Below are 15,906 nucleotides of genomic sequence, written 5' to 3'. Positions count from 1 at the left end.
TTCCGATCACCTCTTGACCTTCCAACGGTTGGAAGGCGCAGAATAGGCGAAGAGCAAGCTTAGGATAAGACGCCGAGGAGGCGTGAAAATGGCCAGCAAGACCGAACACGATCACCAGAATCAGAGTCACGCTCATTCCGCCCAAGGTCATGCGCATGATCACGGGGCCGTCGCGCAGGACGACACGCACAAGGTCAAGGACCCGGTCTGCGGCATGATTGTCGATCCCCACACGGCCCAGCACAAGGCCGAGCATGCGGGCCGGCCCTATTATTTCTGCTCGGCCGGGTGCCGCGCGAAGTTCCTGGCCGAGCCCGAAAGCTATCTCGATCCGGCGGCGGCGGAGGTAGTACCGATTCTCGAGGGGACGGTCTATACCTGCCCGATGCATCCTGAGATCCGGCAGGACGGCCCCGGATCATGCCCGATCTGCGGCATGGCGCTGGAGCCGGTACTGGTCAGCCTTGAGGCCGAGCCCAATGTCGAACTGATCGACATGACACGCCGCTTCTGGATCGGCCTCGTTCTGGCGATCCCGGTGTTCATTCTCGAGATGGGCGGGCATCTGTTCGGGCTGACTCATGCCATCGGGCAGCAGGTCTCGAACTGGCTGCAACTGATCCTCGCAACGCCGGTCGTTCTCTGGGCGGGCTGGCCGTTCTTCCAGCGTGGCTGGCAGTCGCTCGTCAACCGCAGCCTCAACATGTTTACACTGATCGCCATGGGCACGGGAACGGCGTGGATATACAGCGTCGTCGCCACGCTGGCGCCGGGCATCTTCCCAGATGCATTCCGCCAGCATGACGGCTCGGTCGCGGTCTATTTCGAGGCGGCCGCGGTCATCACTGTGCTCGTGCTGCTCGGGCAGGTGTTGGAATTGCGGGCGCGCGAGAGCACCAGCGGCGCGATCCGGGCGCTGCTCGACCTCGCCCCCAAGACCGCCCGGATCATTCGTGACGACGGCACCGAGGAGGAGGTTCAACTCGACACCGTTCGGGTCGGCGACCGCCTGCGGGTGCGTCCCGGCGAGAAGGTGCCGGTCGATGGCGAAGTTCTGGAAGGACGCAGCGCCGTCGATGAATCGATGGTGACTGGCGAGTCGATGCCGGTCACCAAGGAGGTCGGCGCCACCGCCATCGGCGGCACCATGAACCAGTCCGGCGCGCTGGTGATCGAGGCGAAGAAGGTCGGCCGCGACACCATGCTGTCGCAGATCGTCCAGCTCGTCGCCGAGGCGCAGCGTAGTCGCGCGCCGATCCAGCGCCTCGCCGATCAGGTGTCGGGCTGGTTCGTGCCGGCGGTGATCGTGGTCGCAATCCTTGCCTTCATAACCTGGTCGATCTGGGGTCCGGAGCCGCGCTTCTCCTTCGGTCTGATCGCGGCGGTTTCCGTGCTGATCATCGCCTGTCCCTGTGCGCTCGGGCTGGCAACGCCGATGTCGATCATGGTCGGCGTCGGGCGTGGCGCACAGGCGGGCGTGCTGATCAAGAACGCCGAGGCGCTGGAGCATATGGAGAAGGTCGATACCATCATAGTCGACAAGACCGGTACGCTGACCGAGGGACGACCCGCCGTCACCGCAATCGTGCCGGCGCCGGGGTTCACCGAGGACGAGGCTTTGCGGCTTGCCGCCAGCGTGGAGCGGGCCAGCGAGCATCCGCTGGCGCTGGCCATCGTTCGCGCTGCCGAGGAGCGGGGGATCGTGACCGCACCGGTCGCGGATTTCGACTCGCCGACCGGCAAAGGCGCCTACGGCACGGTCGAAGGCAAGCGCATTCCCCTTGGAAATGCCAAGTTCCTAGCCGAGCAAGGCGTTGATGTCGCCCCACTGGCGGATGAGGCCGACCGGCTGCGCGAGGACGGGGCAACCGCGATCTTCATGGGAGTGGACAACCGCATCGCTGCCATCTTCGCCATCGCCGATCCGGTCAAGCCCTCGACGCCCGAGGCGCTTGCCGCGCTGAAGGCGCAGGGAATCCGCGTTGTCATGCTTACGGGTGATAACTGGACCACGGCCAAGGCGGTCGCCCGCCGGCTCGGCATCGACGAGGTCGAGGCCGAGGTCCTGCCCGACCAGAAAAGCGCGGTCGTGCAGCGTCACAAGGCGGCAGGCGAGGTGGTGGCGATGGCAGGCGACGGCGTGAACGACGCACCGGCGCTGGCGGCGGCCGATGTGGGCATCGCCATGGGCACCGGTACCGATGTGGCAATGGAAAGCGCAGGCGTCACATTGCTCAAGGGCGATCTCACGGGCATCGTCCGCGCGCGCCGGCTCTCGGAGGCTGTCATGCGCAACATCCGCCAGAACCTATTCTTCGCCTTCATTTACAACGCGCTCGGCGTGCCGGTGGCGGCCGGGGTGCTCTACCCGTTCTTCGACATCCTGCTGTCGCCGATCATCGCGGCCGCCGCCATGGCGCTGTCGTCGGTGAGCGTCATCGCGAACGCCTCCCGGCTGCGGGTCACGAGATTGTAGGAGGCTGACGTGGGCGAAGGTCCTCCATCTGGAAAAATTGGTGACGATGGTGGCGCCAACAGCCCGGATACCGTCCCATCCTTGCGCTAAGTCAAAGTCTGCGGCGAAGGGGGCCGCTATGAGTATCTTTGCGACGGAAGGGCAGAACAGGCCATGATGCAATGTCATGATGTCGGGCGGGATGATGTGGGGCATCGTTCTTCTGGTGCTCGTGCTCCTTACCGCCGCCGCTTTGATCAAATACGTATTTTTCCGGTGATCCAGCTTTGACGAAGTTGCGGCCCAGATGGAGGAACTGAGATGCAAACCATCCATATGATCAGCAGGCGCTCCTTCCTCGCCAGCGCCACCGCGTTCCCCCTCCTGCTCTCAACGGCGGGAACGGTTCGCTCGGCAGGACTGCCTCTGGTGACCGTCACCAAGGATACGAATTGCGGGTGCTGCGGCGCATGGGTCGAGCATATCGAGGCGGCCGGCTTCCCGGTGAGCGTCGTGGAATCGAGCGAGGTCGAAAGCCTCAAGCAGCGGCTCGGCGTCCCGGCGGCGTTGTACTCCTGCCATACGGCCGAAGTGGACGGCTATGTCATCGAAGGACATGTGCCGGCCGCCGCGCTTCGCCGCCTCCTGGCCGCGCGCCCGCTCGCGACAGGGCTTGCGGTTCCCGGAATGCCCGCCGGCTCCCCCGGCATGGACTTTCCCGGCGTGGTCCCCGAGCCATACGAGGTGTTCCTGTTCGGCCCTTCCGTCCAGAAAACCTTCGGGCGTTTCCGCGGCGCGCGGGAGATCTGAGTGGAACGGTGCTCATGATCCATCCGGTCGCCATCAGTCCGATCCAGAACCGGGCCTGCGGGGCAGACCCTGCCTTTGTCAGGAGCTCTGGTTGCCTGGGCTCGGATACTGACGGCCGCAAGGATGTCATCTGGTGCGTGGCAACTCTCCATCCCGACCTCGACAAAGAAGCCAAGCCATGAGCAGGAGCTCGACTGCGGCTTTCGGATCGAAAGGCGACTGGCTCCGCCAGTTCCTGACAGGCCTGCTGCTGCTTGCGTTCAGCGCTTTTGTTTTCCTGGCAGCGGCGCATGCCAGCCCGGGCACACACGGCTCGTATCAGGATCAGACCGTTGCGGGTGCACAGCATGAGGCCCATTCGAATTACTCCGACGACCGAAGCAAGGCTGCGGACGAACGATGCTGTCACACTGAAACGGCGCCGGACCGCGATTGCGGCCAGCTCTGCACCATTGTTGCCCTGCTACCCGAGGCGCCGCCTGTGATGCCATCCTCGGACGGCGAGCCATTGCTCGGTTTCCAGGCCAGCGATCTGGGCCGAAATCCTTCAGTCCTCCTGACACCACCGCGTCTGACCGCCCCTGCGTAGTGAACGCATCGGCCGGGAGGTGTTCTTCTCGGCACTCAAGCAGCAAACAGTCAGACGAAGCCACGGTAGGCGCGCGTCCAGAAATTAGACGCGGCTCTCCGGTGCCAAAGGATGAACCATGACGTACCGAACAATAGTTGCCCTTTCTGCCAGTCTCTTGATGGGAGTCTCCGGCGCTGCTCTGGCGCAGCAGGCAGAGCATGACGCCCATCACCCTCAGACGCCGCAGGCCCAGGAGGAACGGGCCCCTGCCTCCATGTCCCCTTCAGGACAGATGCCTTCGATGCAGGACATGCCGAAGGAATGCCGGGCCATGATGGAGACCATGCCCCAAGCGTGCATGGACGCCATGCAGCAGATGATGCAGGGCGGCATGATGCACGGTGGGATGGCCGCTCCCCAAGGCGGAGAGTCGGCTCCAGCCGACGCCGATGTCGCCGACTTCACCAAGGCCTATGTCGATGCGATGGAGGAGATGCACGGTCCGATGATGGAGGGCGTCATGGCCGAGGACCCGGACGTCGCTTTCATCCGGGGCATGATCCCGCACCATCAGGGTGCGGTCGACATGGCGAAGATCGTGCAGCGATACGGAGATGACCCGCAGACAAGAGAGTGGGCGTCTCAGATCATTGAAGCACAGGAACGTGAGATCGCCGAAATGCAGGCGTGGCTGGACAGGAATGCCGGCCAGCAGCCTGCCGGCTTGGTCGAGACAGGCGGAACCGTGTACTCCGCCAACGAGGGCGACAATTCGATCAGCGCCATCGAACTCGGCACGGGTTCGGTCGAGACGGTGCAGATCGGAGTCTCACCGCACAATGTCGATCGGACACCGGACGGGAGGCTGTTGCTCGCCGTCGGGAGCGCTGCCTCCGATCACGCTCACGGATCGGATGACCAGGGACATGCCGATGCCGGCAACGGGCTTCTGGTGGTGCTCGATCCGCAGCAGCTGTCACAACCCGTCGGCACTGTAGAAGTCGGTGCGCATCCGGCGCATGTCGTCGCCGATCGTAGCGGCCGCGCCTATGTTTCGCTGTCCGGCGGGAACGAGATTGCGGTCGTTGATCTCGCAGCGGCTTCGGTGATCGAGCACATCACGACCGGAGCCTATCCGCACGGGCTGCGCCTCAACCCGGATGAGAGCGAGCTCTATGTGGCCAATGTCGAGGACGGCTCGGTCTCCGTCATCGACACGCAGGAGCTGACCGAGGTTGCGCGCATTCCGGTGGGCGCAGCGCCTGTTCAGGTCGGGTTCACGCCCTCGGGCGATCAGGTCTACGTCTCTCTTCGAGACGAGAACCGGGTGGCCGTCATCGACACCGCATCCCGCGAGGTGACGAACAGGATCGACGTCGGGCCGAACCCGATCCAGATGTTCGCCACCCCGGATGGAGCCTACGTCTATGTGGCCAATCAGGGCACCGAGGCGGAACCGAACGACACGGTCTCCGTGATCGAGATTGAGTCCGGAAACGTGATCGAGACGATCACCACCGGGAGCGGCGCCCACGGCGTCTCGGCATCGGCTGACGGGGCATTCGTGTTCGTAACGAACATTGCCGATGACAGCGTTTCGATCATCGACGTGGCGAGCCAGGAAGTGCTCAAGACCGTGCCGGTCGGCGATCGCCCGAACGGCATAGTCTACGCCGGATCGAACCAGTAAGCAGCGCGGCGCCGGAGCGAAACAGCTCTGGCGCCAGACTTGAGAATTGAGAATAGCTATTGGCGTCGATGAGCAGAGCCGGCGTGCATGACGAACTTCGAGGCAGCACGGCATTGGTTGCAGACATCGGAACTGATCTTGTCGCATATGCCGCCCTTTTCGTAAGCGCGTTCACGTCGGCGACCCTCCTACCAGGGTCGTCCGAGGCAGCGCTCCTGACTCTTCTAACAATGGGACAGGCCAACCTCGTCACCCTAGTGGGCGTCGCAACGGCAGGAAATGTGCTCGGCTCCTTGGTGAACTGGGCGCTGGGCAGGTTCCTCTCAGGGTTTCGAGACCATCGCTGGTTTCCGATTGACGACAGGTCATTTAGCCGTGCATCAGATTGGTACGGACGTTATGGCGTGTGGTCTCTACTCTTGTCCTGGCTGCCGATTATCGGCGATCCGCTGACAGTTGTGGCAGGAGCACTGCGAGTTGACCTTTCTCGTTTTCTCATATTCGTGTCGATCGGCAAAGCGGCACGCTATCTCTTTGTCGCCGGCGCATTTCTCTGGTGGAGCGGTTCTTGAGTGTACTTGCACGTCGAGTCGAGCTGTTGAGAATGGCGGAGACGAAGGGGCGCAGCCGAGCCGCCACCGCGCCCAGAAGCCTCACGCGGCCGCCGACTGGTCCTTGCGTTCGGCCGGATAGCCTGCCTCGGTTAAGGCGGCGGGGAGTACCTGCTCGTCCACCTTCGTGGTGACCGTCACTTCGCGGGTGGGTGGATTGGTGGTGACATCAGCCGCCGGATCGACGCTCAGAAGCGCGTTGTTGACCCGGCGCGCGCAGCCGCCGCAAGTCATGTCGGGAGCAGTGAATCGGAACATGCGAACTCTCCTCTGTTGGGCGTTCACGGACAAATCTGGTCCTTGCCACGTTGGCAAGGTCAAGGGTCAACGAGGAAAAATGATATCGCGGCCAAGGCGGCCTTGACCTTCCCATTGTTGGAAGCCCCATCTGGGGTGCAATGGATCAGGAAGGAAGCATGTCAAGACGAACCTTGTTCCGGCGAATTTGCTGCTAGGACCGTCTGACCGCCGCCCGTTCCTGCCGCGCCAGGCCGCTCGGCCCGTCCGTGAACGACGAATCTGGTCATGTCATGGCCAGCTAGACCACTGATCGCCATTGCCTGATCGGCGCTTCTCGCATGCAAAATGTGGGCGATGTGCAGCTCATCGGCTTATAGATCAAGTTTCAGCGGATTTGGGAAGCAATTTGTTCTTGACCTTCCAGCCGTTGGAAGGATTAGGGGTCTGCGACATCTGAACGCCCCATGAAAAATAACAGGAACTCCGGATGTCTACGCTCTCCCCCCAAACGCCGAAGCCTCCGGTGGCTTCGTCACCTGCAAGCACGACATTGCCGCTGGCCGTCATTGCGACGGCTCAGCTCATGGTGGTGCTTGACGATACCATCGCGAACATCGCCCTGCCGACACTCCAGAACGAACTCGGAATGTCGGCTGCGAGCCTGCCTTGGGTGATCAACGCCTACGTTCTCGCCTTTGGTGGACTGCTGCTGTTCGGCGGCAGGTTGGGCGATATCTATGGCCGGCGGCGCATGCTGCAGGCGGGCATGGCGATCTTCACCATTGCTTCCCTGTTCGTCGGGCTTGCCCAGGACAGCATGAGCATAATCGCGTCACGCGGTCTACAGGGCGTGGGTGCGGCGCTGACGGCCCCCAATGCTCTTGCCTTGATCGCGACGACCTTCCCCGAAGGCAAGGCGCGCAACGGAGCGATGGCCGTTTACGGAGCAATGTCCGGCCTTGGTATCATCGCCGGGCTGATCCTCGGCGGGCTGCTGACGGGGCTGCTGGGCTGGCGCTGGGCCTTCTTCATCAACATTCCCATCGGCCTGGCTGTGCTGGCGGGGTCAAGAACGCTTGTCGAGGCGGAACTGCACAAAGGCCGCCCGGACTTCACCGGCGCGCTCACCAGCATTGTGGGCATGGCCGCGCTCGTCTATGGGATCACCCGTGGCGGCGAACATGGCTGGACGGACAGCATCACGCTCGCCTCGTTCGCTACCGCCGCGATCCTGCTGCCGCTGTTCCTGATCTTGCAGTCGCGCAGCAAAGACCCGCTTCTGCCGCCACGTCTGTTCAAGGAGCGCAACCGGGCGGGTTCCTACCTCGCCATGCTGCTGCTGGGCTTCGGTCCGATGGGGATGATCTATCTGCTGACGCTCTATTTGCAGCACATCCTCGGCTACAGCCCGATCATGACCGCGCTGGCGTTCCTGCCATTCGGTGCGGGTATTATCGTTGGGGCCATTGTCAGTTCCAAGCTTGTCACGCGGTTTGCGCCGCGCGAGGTGGCAGCGCCCGCCGCACTAATAGGCGGCGCTGCCTTGTTCTGGCTCGCCAATATCGGACAGGAACTCAACTATATGTGGCACTTCATGCCCGCGGCCTTCCTCACCGCTTTCGGTTTCGTGGGGGCCGTGATTGCACTGGCGCTGACCGCCGTCAAAGGCGTGCAGACACAGGAGACGGGCATCGCATCGGCGCTCTTCAACGCCTCGCAACAGATCGGCGTCGCCTTGGGGCTGGCCGTCCTTTCGACCATCGCAGTCTCTGCCACGGCTGGCAGGTTGCCGGGTGCACTCGCCGCCCTCTATCGCGGGCGGGAGACGGGTGACGCCGGGCTAGTGAGATCGGCCAGCGATGCGCTGATCCACGGTTATGGTCTTGCGCTTGCGGGAGCTGGAGCTGCCCTCGTGATTGCCGCAGTCATTGCCGCGGTTCTGGTCAACGCTAAGAGGGGACAGGTTTCTACCGGCACGATCGCTGTCCATTGACAGGATAGTCATTAAGCCTACGGCGCGGTTCCGTGGCGCGCTACCCGCCGTAGGCCTTGCGCAGACGCCTGCTTGGACGAATTGCAAGCGGAGCGGTTGACATACAACATATGAACACATATTCATGTGTTGTATGTCAACCGCATGAGCCCTGAAATGTCCCATTCACACAGCCATGGTCATTCTCATGATGACCATTCCCATGATCACTCCCATGCGCCGACCGTCACGAGCGATAATGAGCGCAAGGTCCTTCTCTCGTTCTTCCTGATCCTCACGTTCATGATCGTGGAGGTGATCGGCGGTCTGATCTCAGGATCGCTGGCGCTGCTCGCCGACGCTGGACATATGCTGAGCGACGCGGCTGCGCTGGCGCTAGCTTATGCCGCCTTTCGGTTCGGACGGCGGGCGGCAGACTCCAAGCGGACCTTTGGCTATCTGCGTTTCGAGGTCCTTGCCGGTTTTATCAACGCAATCACGCTATTCGCGATCGTCGTCTGGATTGTCTATGAAGCCTGGCAGCGCTTTCAGGAACCGCATGTTATCCTCGCGGGTCCGATGCTTGGCGTCGCCATTGCGGGGCTCCTCATCAATATTCTCGTGTTCTGGATTCTGACGCGCGGAGATACCGAGCACGTGAACATCAAGGGTGCCATCCTTCATGTGTTGGGCGACCTCCTCGGCTCTGTGGCAGCGGTTTCAGCCGCCATCGTGATCATGTACACGGGTTGGACGCTGATCGATCCTATCCTCTCGGTGTTTGTCTCCCTGCTGATCCTGCGCGCCGCGTGGAATCTCCTCGGCAAGTCGATACATATCCTGCTTGAAGGTGCGCCAGATAACGCGACGCCCGAGAAGATCGAACGCCATCTTGTCGAGAACATCGCTGGCGTGGCGTCGGTGAGCCACATCCATGTCTGGTCGATCACGTCCGGGCGGACCTTGGCCACCCTACATGTGCGGCCGAAAGCCGATGTCGATGCTCGCTCGGTGATGCGCGCGGTCGAGCGTGAGTTGAAGTCACAGTTTAAGATCGAACATCCGACCATCGCCATCGACTGGAATGACGATGCGGACGCGTGCAGCCTGTCGCAAGCCTCTGCCTTGACGGGGCACGCGCATGGGGATCGACACGACCATGATGGGCATCACCACAACCATGGGCCTGAGCATGTCCACAGCAAGCAGGAGCATGAACGTTGAAGCAAGCCCCGTCCCTGTCGCAGAACGACGTAACCGTACTGGCAGAGACTTTTCGCCTGCTGGGCGATCCTACACGGCTGAGAATTCTGCTCTTTTGCCTGCCGGGTCCAAAGTCCGTCGGCGACATTGTTGAGAGCCTGGGACTGTCGCAGACACTGGTTAGCCACCATTTACGCCTGCTCAGAGGTGCACGGCTCGTCAGGGGGGAGCGTCGGTCAAAGCAGGTTTTCTACGAAGTGGCAGACAGTCACGTGAGCGACATGCTGATCGACATGGCAACCCACATCGACGAGGAGCACTTTGATGACTGACAAACAAGGCTTCTTGGCGATGTGATGCCTGTACCGCTGAAGAGCGGGCCGCTAATGCGTTCGTTGAAGCAGGCAGCAGCACTTATCGCCGACAGGGCAATCTTCACGCTGCGGTTAAGACCGGGACTTAAGCAATTTCGGTCTTGACCTTCCAATGGTTGGAGGCTGCACGATCTTGCTTGATACCCGTTTCGTCAATGCAAGGCGGCAGAAATGAAGGACCAAGCGAAGAACCGTTCGTCCGTCGACAAATTATTCGGCTCGCTGATCGCGGAAGGGTACGTTTATGCAGATGATGCCGCGGACCTCGATGATGGTGCCGACATACGGATTCGTTTGGGCTTTCTCCAGACATTGATGTTGGCGACCAGAAGCAAGGTGGCCGCATAATGCGGAAAGGGGTCAAGTGTTCGGATAAAGTCGAGCTTCGCCATCTCCGCTATTTCGTGGCTGTGGTCGAGCATGGCAGCTTTCGCAAAGCAGGAGCTGCGGTTGGACGGTCGCAAGCTGCAATCAGTCGGTCCATTGCCAAGCTGGAAGACGAGATTGGCGCCTCCTTGTTTCACCGGCATACATGGGGCGTATCGCAAACCTATGCCGGCCAGCGATTCCTCGTACACGCCCGCAGGGTCATCAGGACTGTTGGAGAAGGCGCTCGAGAGGTTGCCTCCGCAGGTCGTTCTGAAAAGGGACGTGTCCGGATCGGTATTTATTCCTCGATCGCTTCCGGCTTTTTGGCGGAGTTGCTGGAAGTTTACGGCAGGCGACATAGCGCGGTGAGAATCGAAGTGGCTGACGGGAACCCCGCAGAGCATGTCGCAGCGATCCGGCAACTCAATCTCGACGTCGCCTTCATCACTGGAACACGAGACTGGCCGGATTGCGAACGCGTCCTCTTGTGGTCGGAGCGTGTGTTCGTGGTCTTGCCTGACCATCATGCCTTAGCCAACAGGGAGGAAGTCGTATGGCGCGATCTGGCCGACGAGTCCTTTATCGTCAGCGAGACTGCTCCGGGACAGGAAATTTACGATCATCTGGTGCGGCGGCTGGCGGATCTCGGCAGGCATCCCGAGATCCAGGTGCAATATGTCGGTCGGGATAATCTGGTGCCGCTTGTCGCCCTCGGCCGAGGGCTGACTTTGGTGAGCGAAGCCATCACCGTCGCACAATTTCCGGGTGTGGTTTACCGACCGATCCTCGGCGAGGTTCTGCCCTTTTCGGCCGTCTGGTCGGCGAGCAACGACAATCCCGCCTTCCGTCGCTTTCTCAGTCTGGCGAAAGCAATGGCCGTCAGACCTGCGACTTCGGAGACAGGACGGAGCGCCGTGCTTTCGTGAACCCCCTGTCAGTGGCGATAAAGCGCTCCAACATTGGCACGATCAGCCTGACAGGATCAGCGGCGGGTTGGCCGGTCTCGCGGGCCAGCACCTCGGCATAGGTCGCAAGATCGCGATGAAGCGGCCCCGGCAGCTCTACCGTAACCTTGACGGGCTTGTCCTCGACGATGGGACCGAGTTTCAGTTTTGTCATGCTCAACCTCCTGCGGGCTCGAATACCAGGTCGCGGGTCACAATAATCCTGACCGGAAAGCCGGGCCGGATGGTGAGCGTCGGCGCGACCTGCAATTGGCGCTGGACGATCTGCTGCCCGGCCTGATTGACGGTATCCTGTGCGCCGTCGCGAATGGCGCGGATCAACCGGTCCTCGTCGCTGGTCGCCAGCTCTGTACCGACCGCGAGCAGTGTGGAAAGCCCTGCCGCTTTCATCAGATCCCACCAGTGATAATCGACGCCATCCTCAAGCCCGGCGTAACCGGAAGCGTCCGCGCCCGGCAGGCGCTCCAGAACGATGGAGCGGCCGCCCGGCAGGATCAGGCGATTCCACACCAGCAGGACGCGGCGCTGGCCGAAGGTCACGCCGTCATCATATTGGCCGATGATGCGCGTTCCCTGCGGGATCAGAAGCAGCGAGCCGGTCGGGCTGTCATAGACGTTTTCGGTGACCTGCGCGGTGATCTGGCCCGGCAGATCGGAGCGGATTCCGGTGATGAGTGCGGCCGGAATGACGGCTCCAGCCTGAAGGATGTAGGGCGATGCCGGCGGCGTGACGCGATCTGGCGCAACCGTCTGTCGGTCGACCGGGCTATTGAGGAAAGCCGCGTGCCTGTTCTGCCCTGTGCCGTCCGGCTGCAAGCCTATCCCGGCTATTCCTGGCATGGCCGTTCCCGCTGTCCCGCCAGAACGCGACCCGGACTGGAAGAACACGTTGCTCAAGCGCGCGGCCTCTTCCTCGGCGCGGCGGCGCTCCTCTTCGGGATCGACGGCTGGTGTGGTGATTGCCGGAGGCGCGACTGGCTGCCCCCGGTTCTGCGCGTCGAGGATCGGACGGCCAAGGTCGCCCGGCAATGCCGGTCCCAGGACGGGGCCGGTATAGTCGCGCGGCAGACCGGCGAGGCCGTCAGCCGTGGGTCGGTTTTCGGTCGAATAGAGTTCGCCGCCACCCGGCCCCGCATCGCGGGTCTGGAGCGCATAGATCAAGGTTCCGGCGATGCCGAGAAGCGCGACCGCGCCAACGCTTGCCAGCAACTTTCGGGACAGGCGGGTGACACGAGGCGGCTCGGCGCGCAGGCGCATGGGGGCGGCGGTATCGGTATCGCTCATGACGACGATCCTCCCGTGGTCGTGCTGGCTGGTTCTGCTGCGGCCTGCGTCGGGTTGATGCGGACGATCCTGACCACTTGCTGCCGATCGCCGCTGCCAAGGCGCAGTTCGGCCGCACCGAACAGGCGGTCCACGATCAGGACATTCTGGTGGACACGGCTGTTGACGATCTGCGTTTCTCCGTCCGACCCGATGACGAACAAAGGCGGCATTTCGCCCTGCACGATGCCGCGCGAGAAAATGACATAGACGCGGCGGCCATCGTCGAAGACGGAGAGCGGCCGCCATGGCGGGCTGTCGCCCCGCACCTGCAATCCGTAGCGATAGTTCCGCGCCGCCTCGGCGGGGATGATGGGCGCGGCGGGCGTGGTGGCACGGCTTCCCGCCGGCGCCGCGGGATAGGCCCATGCGACGGAAGGCATGTAGAGCGATTCCCGCGCGCGCAGCTCGATCATGTAGGTGCGCCGGTCGGTGGTCACGACAAGGTTGGTGGAAATGTCCGGGCGTGTCGGCTTCACGAGGATGTGGACGCGGCGGTTCGCGCCCGAACCGGATTCGGTGTCGCCAATGATCCATCGTGTCGTATCCCCGGCCGCAATAGGTCCCGCGCCGGTCAGGCTTTCGCCCGGCGCCAGCGCGATATTTGTGATCTGGCCGGGGGCCGCATAGACCTGATAGAGCGCGCCTTCGCTCCACGGATAAATCTGGATGGCGTTGTAATAGCCCTCACGGCGAGGTTCGACACGGGCGGCGGCATTGGCGTTTTCGACACGGCCGTCCGGAGTGCTGGCAGCAGTTCCGCCCCGCGCGACCGTCCAGGCCGGCGGCGTGTGAAGCGGCCGGGGCCGGTCGTCGGTGGCGACCGTCTGCACGGTGGGCAGCGGCGGCACGTCGGCGTCATAGTTGAATTGCGGCGTCCGGTTGGTCGCGCAGCCGGCCAACATGGTCGCGGAAAGCAGCAAAGCCGCGAAAGCGGGTTTACGGAAAACCGGAAAACCGGCTCTACGGAAAGTCGTGCGGGTCATTGGCTCATCTCCCGCGACCATGAAATTGCGTTGATGTAGATTCCCAGCGGATTGGCGCGTAATCGTTCGGCATCGCGCGGGGGCTGGATCACGACAGTCAGGATCGCGGTCCATCGCTCGGTCGTGGAAAGCTGGCCGTTCTCGAAATGGCGTTCGGTCCAGGCGACGCGGAAACTGTCCGGCGAAGCCCGGATGACGCTCGACACCTCGACGGCGATCTGCTGGCGGCCGACCTTGGTGAAGGGATCGTTGGCCCGCGCATAATCGTTCAAGGCCGCCGCGCCCCGGTCGGTGGTGAACTCGTAAGCCCGAAGCCAGTTCTGCCGGACGATGATCGCGTCCGCCGGGATCGCGCGGACCTGCTCGATGAAGCGGCCGAGATGGAAGGCGATCTGCGGATCGGTCGGGCGATAATCGGCGTTCGCGGGCGCGACAGCCTGCGCCTGACCGAGATTGTCCACCTGCACCACCCAGGGCACGACGGTTCCACGCGCCGATTGCCAGACGAGCGCGGCGGCAAAGCCGGCCGAGAGGATCAGACAGCCGAACGCCATATAGCGCCAGTTCTTCGCCTGCACGCGGGCCGAGCCGATGCGTTCGTCCCAGACCTGTGCGGCTTTTTGATAGGGAGTCTCGGGTTCCGGCACCTTGCCGTAATGGGTCGTCGGTCGTTTGAAGATGTTCATGTGCGGTCACTTTCGGAAAGGCTGACGGAGGAGCCGCCGCCGTGGCTGTCGCCGGATCGGACAGCATGAGCAGCAGCCGTGACGCCGTGGCTCATGGCCCGGCCACGCCGCATCTGCTGCGCCCAGGCCGGCGGCCCATCAGGGGTTGAGGGGGTTGACGGCGCAGGCGACGAATCTCTGCCGACGGTGCCCATGGTCGACGTGCCGCCGGATGCCGCGAATCCGGCTTTCGCACCATCGGAATAGCTGGATTTCAGGCTGTCGCTGGCGCGGGAGGCGGCGCGCTTGAGTGGTGAAACGGCGGCGGAGGCTCCGGCGCGCGCCACACCGCCAAGGCCGGAGGCGACCCCGGCCGTGCCGGACCCGCCCAAGGAGCCGAGGGTATAGGCGGACGAAGCCGCACCGGCGGCCGAGGCACCGCCGCGGGCAAGTGCTGCCCCGCCCGAGAGTGCGGCTGCGCCACCCCGCGCCGCGAGCATGGTCGCGCCACCGGCTGCGATCGCAGCGCCGCCAACCGCAAGGCCAGTCCCGACGGCGGCGCCGGCACTGAGTTGCGGGCCTCCGGAGACGAGGCCGGTGGCGATGCCGGGGCCGAAGATGCCGAGGCCGAGAAGGGAAAGGGCTGCCAGCACGATCGCCATGGCGTCGTCGATTGTCGGGGTCGCACCGCCGAAGCCTGCGGTAAACTGGCCGAAGAGCGTGGAGCCGATGCCGATGATGACGGCGAGGACCAGCACCTTGATACCGCTGGAGATCACATTGCCCAGCACCCGCTCGGCCATGAAGGCGGTCTTGCCGAACAGGCCGAATGGAATCAGCACGAAGCCGGCCAGCGTGGTCAGCTTGAACTCGATCAGCGTGACGAAAAGCTGGATTGCCAGGATGAAAAAGGCCAGCACCACCAGCGCCCAGGCGAACAACAGGCACGCGATCTGGATGAAGTTCTCGAAGAAGGCGATCCAGCCCATCAGGTCCGAAATAGATTCCAGCAGCGGGCGACCGGCGTCCAGCCCGGTTTGGGCAACGCGGCCGGGGCGCAGCAGATCGGCAACCGAGAAGCCAGTGCCGGACGCCATGAGCCCGAGCCCGGCGAAGCTCTCGAAGACGATCCGTGCGAGATTGTTCCAGTTGCTGATGAGATAGGCGAAGACGCCGACGAACAGCGTCTTTTTCACCAACCGCGCAATGATGTCGCCGTCGGCGCCCCAGGCCCAGAACAGTGCGGCGAGCGTCACGTCGATGACGATCAGCGTCGTGGCGATAAACGCCACCTCGCCGCCGAGCAGGCCGAAGCCGGAGTCGATATAGCTGGTGAAGATGCCGAGAAAATTATCGATGACCCCCGTTCCGCCCATGGCTCACGGTCTCCCGTTCTGTGCGGGGGTCGCTGGCGCGGGTGTCTTGCCGAGGAAGCGATCGCGGGTCTCGGCCCAGGTTCGGAGGCAGTCGGCATCATTGGCCGCCGCCTCGCCCAATGCCTGGCAACGCCGCTGTTCCAGACGCAGCGGATCGGTGGCGGGCTGAAGCGCTGGGACGGAAGGTGCTGGCGCGGGGCCTTCCTCACGCGACATCTCGATGATCGCCGCCGTGATGGCCACGGCCACGAACACAATGGCCGCGATCCGGGCCAGCACCTTCCCCTCCATACTCC

Annotated in this window: 18 protein-coding genes; 11 read left to right on the top strand and 7 right to left on the bottom strand. The window is 63.1% G+C overall.

All coding sequences use genetic code 11. From position 1 onward, the window contains the following. Nucleotides 1-88 precede the first annotated feature (88 nt). From P2PM1_RS08880 to P2PM1_RS08855, 6 genes are all read left to right on the top strand, one after another. Nucleotides 89-2,476 carry a heavy metal translocating P-type ATPase gene (locus tag P2PM1_RS08880; RefSeq protein WP_012092676.1) on the top strand — a complete coding sequence of 796 codons (2,388 nt, stop codon included), beginning with the start codon at nt 89-91 and terminating at the stop codon, nt 2,474-2,476. A 300-nt stretch (nt 2,477-2,776) separates the two neighbouring features. Beyond that, complete coding sequence (locus P2PM1_RS08875; protein WP_012092675.1) at nt 2,777-3,265, top strand: DUF411 domain-containing protein; 489 nt, start codon at nt 2,777-2,779, stop codon at nt 3,263-3,265. 14 nt (nt 3,266-3,279) lie between these two features. Further along, nucleotides 3,280-3,447 carry a hypothetical protein gene (locus P2PM1_RS08870; RefSeq protein ID WP_186398809.1) on the top strand — a complete coding sequence of 56 codons (168 nt, stop codon included), beginning with the start codon at nt 3,280-3,282 and terminating at the stop codon, nt 3,445-3,447. Beyond that, nucleotides 3,444-3,854: a hypothetical protein gene (locus P2PM1_RS08865; protein ID WP_028034404.1), complete on the top strand. Its 411-nt coding sequence runs from the start codon at nt 3,444-3,446 to the stop codon at nt 3,852-3,854. The genes P2PM1_RS08870 and P2PM1_RS08865 overlap by 4 nt, the downstream gene beginning before the upstream one ends. Before the next feature lie 283 nt (nt 3,855-4,137). Further along, entirely contained in the window at nt 4,138-5,526 is a 1,389-nt protein-coding gene (locus P2PM1_RS08860) for a DUF305 domain-containing protein (RefSeq protein WP_197465310.1), read from the top strand. A 68-nt stretch (nt 5,527-5,594) separates the two neighbouring features. Beyond that, on the top strand, nt 5,595-6,098 hold the full coding sequence (locus P2PM1_RS08855) for a YqaA family protein (protein WP_012092672.1): 504 nt from the start codon (nt 5,595-5,597) through the stop codon (nt 6,096-6,098). Between the two features lie 81 nt (nt 6,099-6,179). Here P2PM1_RS08855 and P2PM1_RS08850 read toward each other — a convergent pair whose 3' ends face one another. Beyond that, a complete protein-coding gene (locus tag P2PM1_RS08850) occupies nt 6,180-6,395 on the bottom strand; it encodes a heavy-metal-associated domain-containing protein (RefSeq protein ID WP_012092671.1) in 216 nt (71 codons plus the stop codon). A 469-nt stretch (nt 6,396-6,864) separates the two neighbouring features. On the opposite strand from P2PM1_RS08850, the gene P2PM1_RS25415 reads away from it, so the two are divergent. From P2PM1_RS25415 to P2PM1_RS08825, 5 genes are all read left to right on the top strand, one after another. Further along, complete coding sequence (locus P2PM1_RS25415; RefSeq protein WP_012092670.1) at nt 6,865-8,370, top strand: MFS transporter; 1,506 nt, start codon at nt 6,865-6,867, stop codon at nt 8,368-8,370. A 156-nt stretch (nt 8,371-8,526) separates the two neighbouring features. Then, nucleotides 8,527-9,573: a cation diffusion facilitator family transporter gene (locus P2PM1_RS08840; RefSeq protein WP_034658511.1), complete on the top strand. Its 1,047-nt coding sequence runs from the start codon at nt 8,527-8,529 to the stop codon at nt 9,571-9,573. Continuing rightward, the gene (locus P2PM1_RS08835) at nt 9,570-9,884 is read left to right on the top strand and encodes a metalloregulator ArsR/SmtB family transcription factor (protein ID WP_012092668.1); all 315 of its coding nucleotides are present in this window, start codon (nt 9,570-9,572) and stop codon (nt 9,882-9,884) included. Before P2PM1_RS08840 ends, P2PM1_RS08835 begins: the two co-directional genes overlap by 4 nt. 213 nt (nt 9,885-10,097) lie before the next feature. Further along, nucleotides 10,098-10,274, top strand: coding sequence for a hypothetical protein (locus P2PM1_RS08830; RefSeq protein ID WP_012092667.1), 177 nt, complete (start codon nt 10,098-10,100; stop codon nt 10,272-10,274). Next, complete coding sequence (locus tag P2PM1_RS08825; protein ID WP_012092666.1) at nt 10,274-11,221, top strand: LysR family transcriptional regulator; 948 nt, start codon at nt 10,274-10,276, stop codon at nt 11,219-11,221. Before P2PM1_RS08830 ends, P2PM1_RS08825 begins: the two co-directional genes overlap by 1 nt. Here the strand turns inward: P2PM1_RS08825 and P2PM1_RS08820 are convergent. The 6 genes from P2PM1_RS08820 to trbK-alt are packed head-to-tail and all read right to left on the bottom strand — an operon-like array spanning nt 11,175 to nt 15,901. Then, a complete protein-coding gene (locus P2PM1_RS08820; RefSeq protein WP_012092665.1) occupies nt 11,175-11,414 on the bottom strand; it encodes a DUF2274 domain-containing protein in 240 nt (79 codons plus the stop codon). The genes P2PM1_RS08825 and P2PM1_RS08820 overlap by 47 nt on opposite strands. A gap of 2 nt (nt 11,415-11,416) precedes the next feature. Beyond that, nucleotides 11,417-12,544: a TrbI/VirB10 family protein gene (locus P2PM1_RS08815; RefSeq protein WP_012092664.1), complete on the bottom strand. Its 1,128-nt coding sequence runs from the start codon at nt 12,542-12,544 to the stop codon at nt 11,417-11,419. Continuing rightward, entirely contained in the window at nt 12,541-13,569 is a 1,029-nt protein-coding gene (gene trbG, locus P2PM1_RS08810) for a P-type conjugative transfer protein TrbG (protein WP_012092663.1), read from the bottom strand. The genes P2PM1_RS08815 and trbG overlap by 4 nt, the downstream gene beginning before the upstream one ends. Beyond that, entirely contained in the window at nt 13,566-14,255 is a 690-nt protein-coding gene (trbF, locus tag P2PM1_RS08805; RefSeq protein ID WP_012092662.1) for a conjugal transfer protein TrbF, read from the bottom strand. The genes trbG and trbF overlap by 4 nt, the downstream gene beginning before the upstream one ends. Next, nucleotides 14,252-15,610, bottom strand: coding sequence for a P-type conjugative transfer protein TrbL (gene trbL / locus P2PM1_RS08800; RefSeq protein ID WP_012092661.1), 1,359 nt, complete (start codon nt 15,608-15,610; stop codon nt 14,252-14,254). Before trbL ends, trbF begins: the two co-directional genes overlap by 4 nt. A gap of 3 nt (nt 15,611-15,613) precedes the next feature. Beyond that, on the bottom strand, nt 15,614-15,901 hold the full coding sequence (gene trbK-alt / locus P2PM1_RS08795; protein WP_012092660.1) for a putative entry exclusion protein TrbK-alt: 288 nt from the start codon (nt 15,899-15,901) through the stop codon (nt 15,614-15,616). Nucleotides 15,902-15,906 lie beyond the last annotated feature (5 nt).

The sequence above is a fragment of the Stappia sp. P2PMeth1 genome (assembly GCF_900185735.1).
Taxonomy (GTDB): Bacteria; Pseudomonadota; Alphaproteobacteria; order Rhizobiales; family Stappiaceae; genus Stappia.
The sequence above is the reverse complement of the archived record's forward strand: the minus strand, read 5'-3'. Positions and strand labels throughout refer to the sequence as shown.

Coding starts and splice junctions, on each gene's coding strand:
- P2PM1_RS08880 (WP_012092676.1), top strand. CDS start 89: ATGGCCAGCAAGACCGAACACGATCACCAGAATCAGAGTCACGCTCAT.
- P2PM1_RS08875 (WP_012092675.1), top strand. CDS start 2,777: ATGCAAACCATCCATATGATCAGCAGGCGCTCCTTCCTCGCCAGCGCC.
- P2PM1_RS08870 (WP_186398809.1), top strand. CDS start 3,280: ATGATCCATCCGGTCGCCATCAGTCCGATCCAGAACCGGGCCTGCGGG.
- P2PM1_RS08865 (WP_028034404.1), top strand. CDS start 3,444: ATGAGCAGGAGCTCGACTGCGGCTTTCGGATCGAAAGGCGACTGGCTC.
- P2PM1_RS08860 (WP_197465310.1), top strand. CDS start 4,138: ATGCAGGACATGCCGAAGGAATGCCGGGCCATGATGGAGACCATGCCC.
- P2PM1_RS08855 (WP_012092672.1), top strand. CDS start 5,595: ATGAGCAGAGCCGGCGTGCATGACGAACTTCGAGGCAGCACGGCATTG.
- P2PM1_RS08850 (WP_012092671.1), bottom strand. CDS start 6,395: ATGTTCCGATTCACTGCTCCCGACATGACTTGCGGCGGCTGCGCGCGC.
- P2PM1_RS25415 (WP_012092670.1), top strand. CDS start 6,865: ATGTCTACGCTCTCCCCCCAAACGCCGAAGCCTCCGGTGGCTTCGTCA.
- P2PM1_RS08840 (WP_034658511.1), top strand. CDS start 8,527: ATGTCCCATTCACACAGCCATGGTCATTCTCATGATGACCATTCCCAT.
- P2PM1_RS08830 (WP_012092667.1), top strand. CDS start 10,098: ATGAAGGACCAAGCGAAGAACCGTTCGTCCGTCGACAAATTATTCGGC.
- P2PM1_RS08825 (WP_012092666.1), top strand. CDS start 10,274: ATGCGGAAAGGGGTCAAGTGTTCGGATAAAGTCGAGCTTCGCCATCTC.
- P2PM1_RS08820 (WP_012092665.1), bottom strand. CDS start 11,414: ATGACAAAACTGAAACTCGGTCCCATCGTCGAGGACAAGCCCGTCAAG.
- P2PM1_RS08815 (WP_012092664.1), bottom strand. CDS start 12,544: ATGAGCGATACCGATACCGCCGCCCCCATGCGCCTGCGCGCCGAGCCG.
- trbG (WP_012092663.1), bottom strand. CDS start 13,569: ATGACCCGCACGACTTTCCGTAGAGCCGGTTTTCCGGTTTTCCGTAAA.
- trbF (WP_012092662.1), bottom strand. CDS start 14,255: ATGAACATCTTCAAACGACCGACGACCCATTACGGCAAGGTGCCGGAA.
- trbL (WP_012092661.1), bottom strand. CDS start 15,610: ATGGGCGGAACGGGGGTCATCGATAATTTTCTCGGCATCTTCACCAGC.
- trbK-alt (WP_012092660.1), bottom strand. CDS start 15,901: ATGGAGGGGAAGGTGCTGGCCCGGATCGCGGCCATTGTGTTCGTGGCC.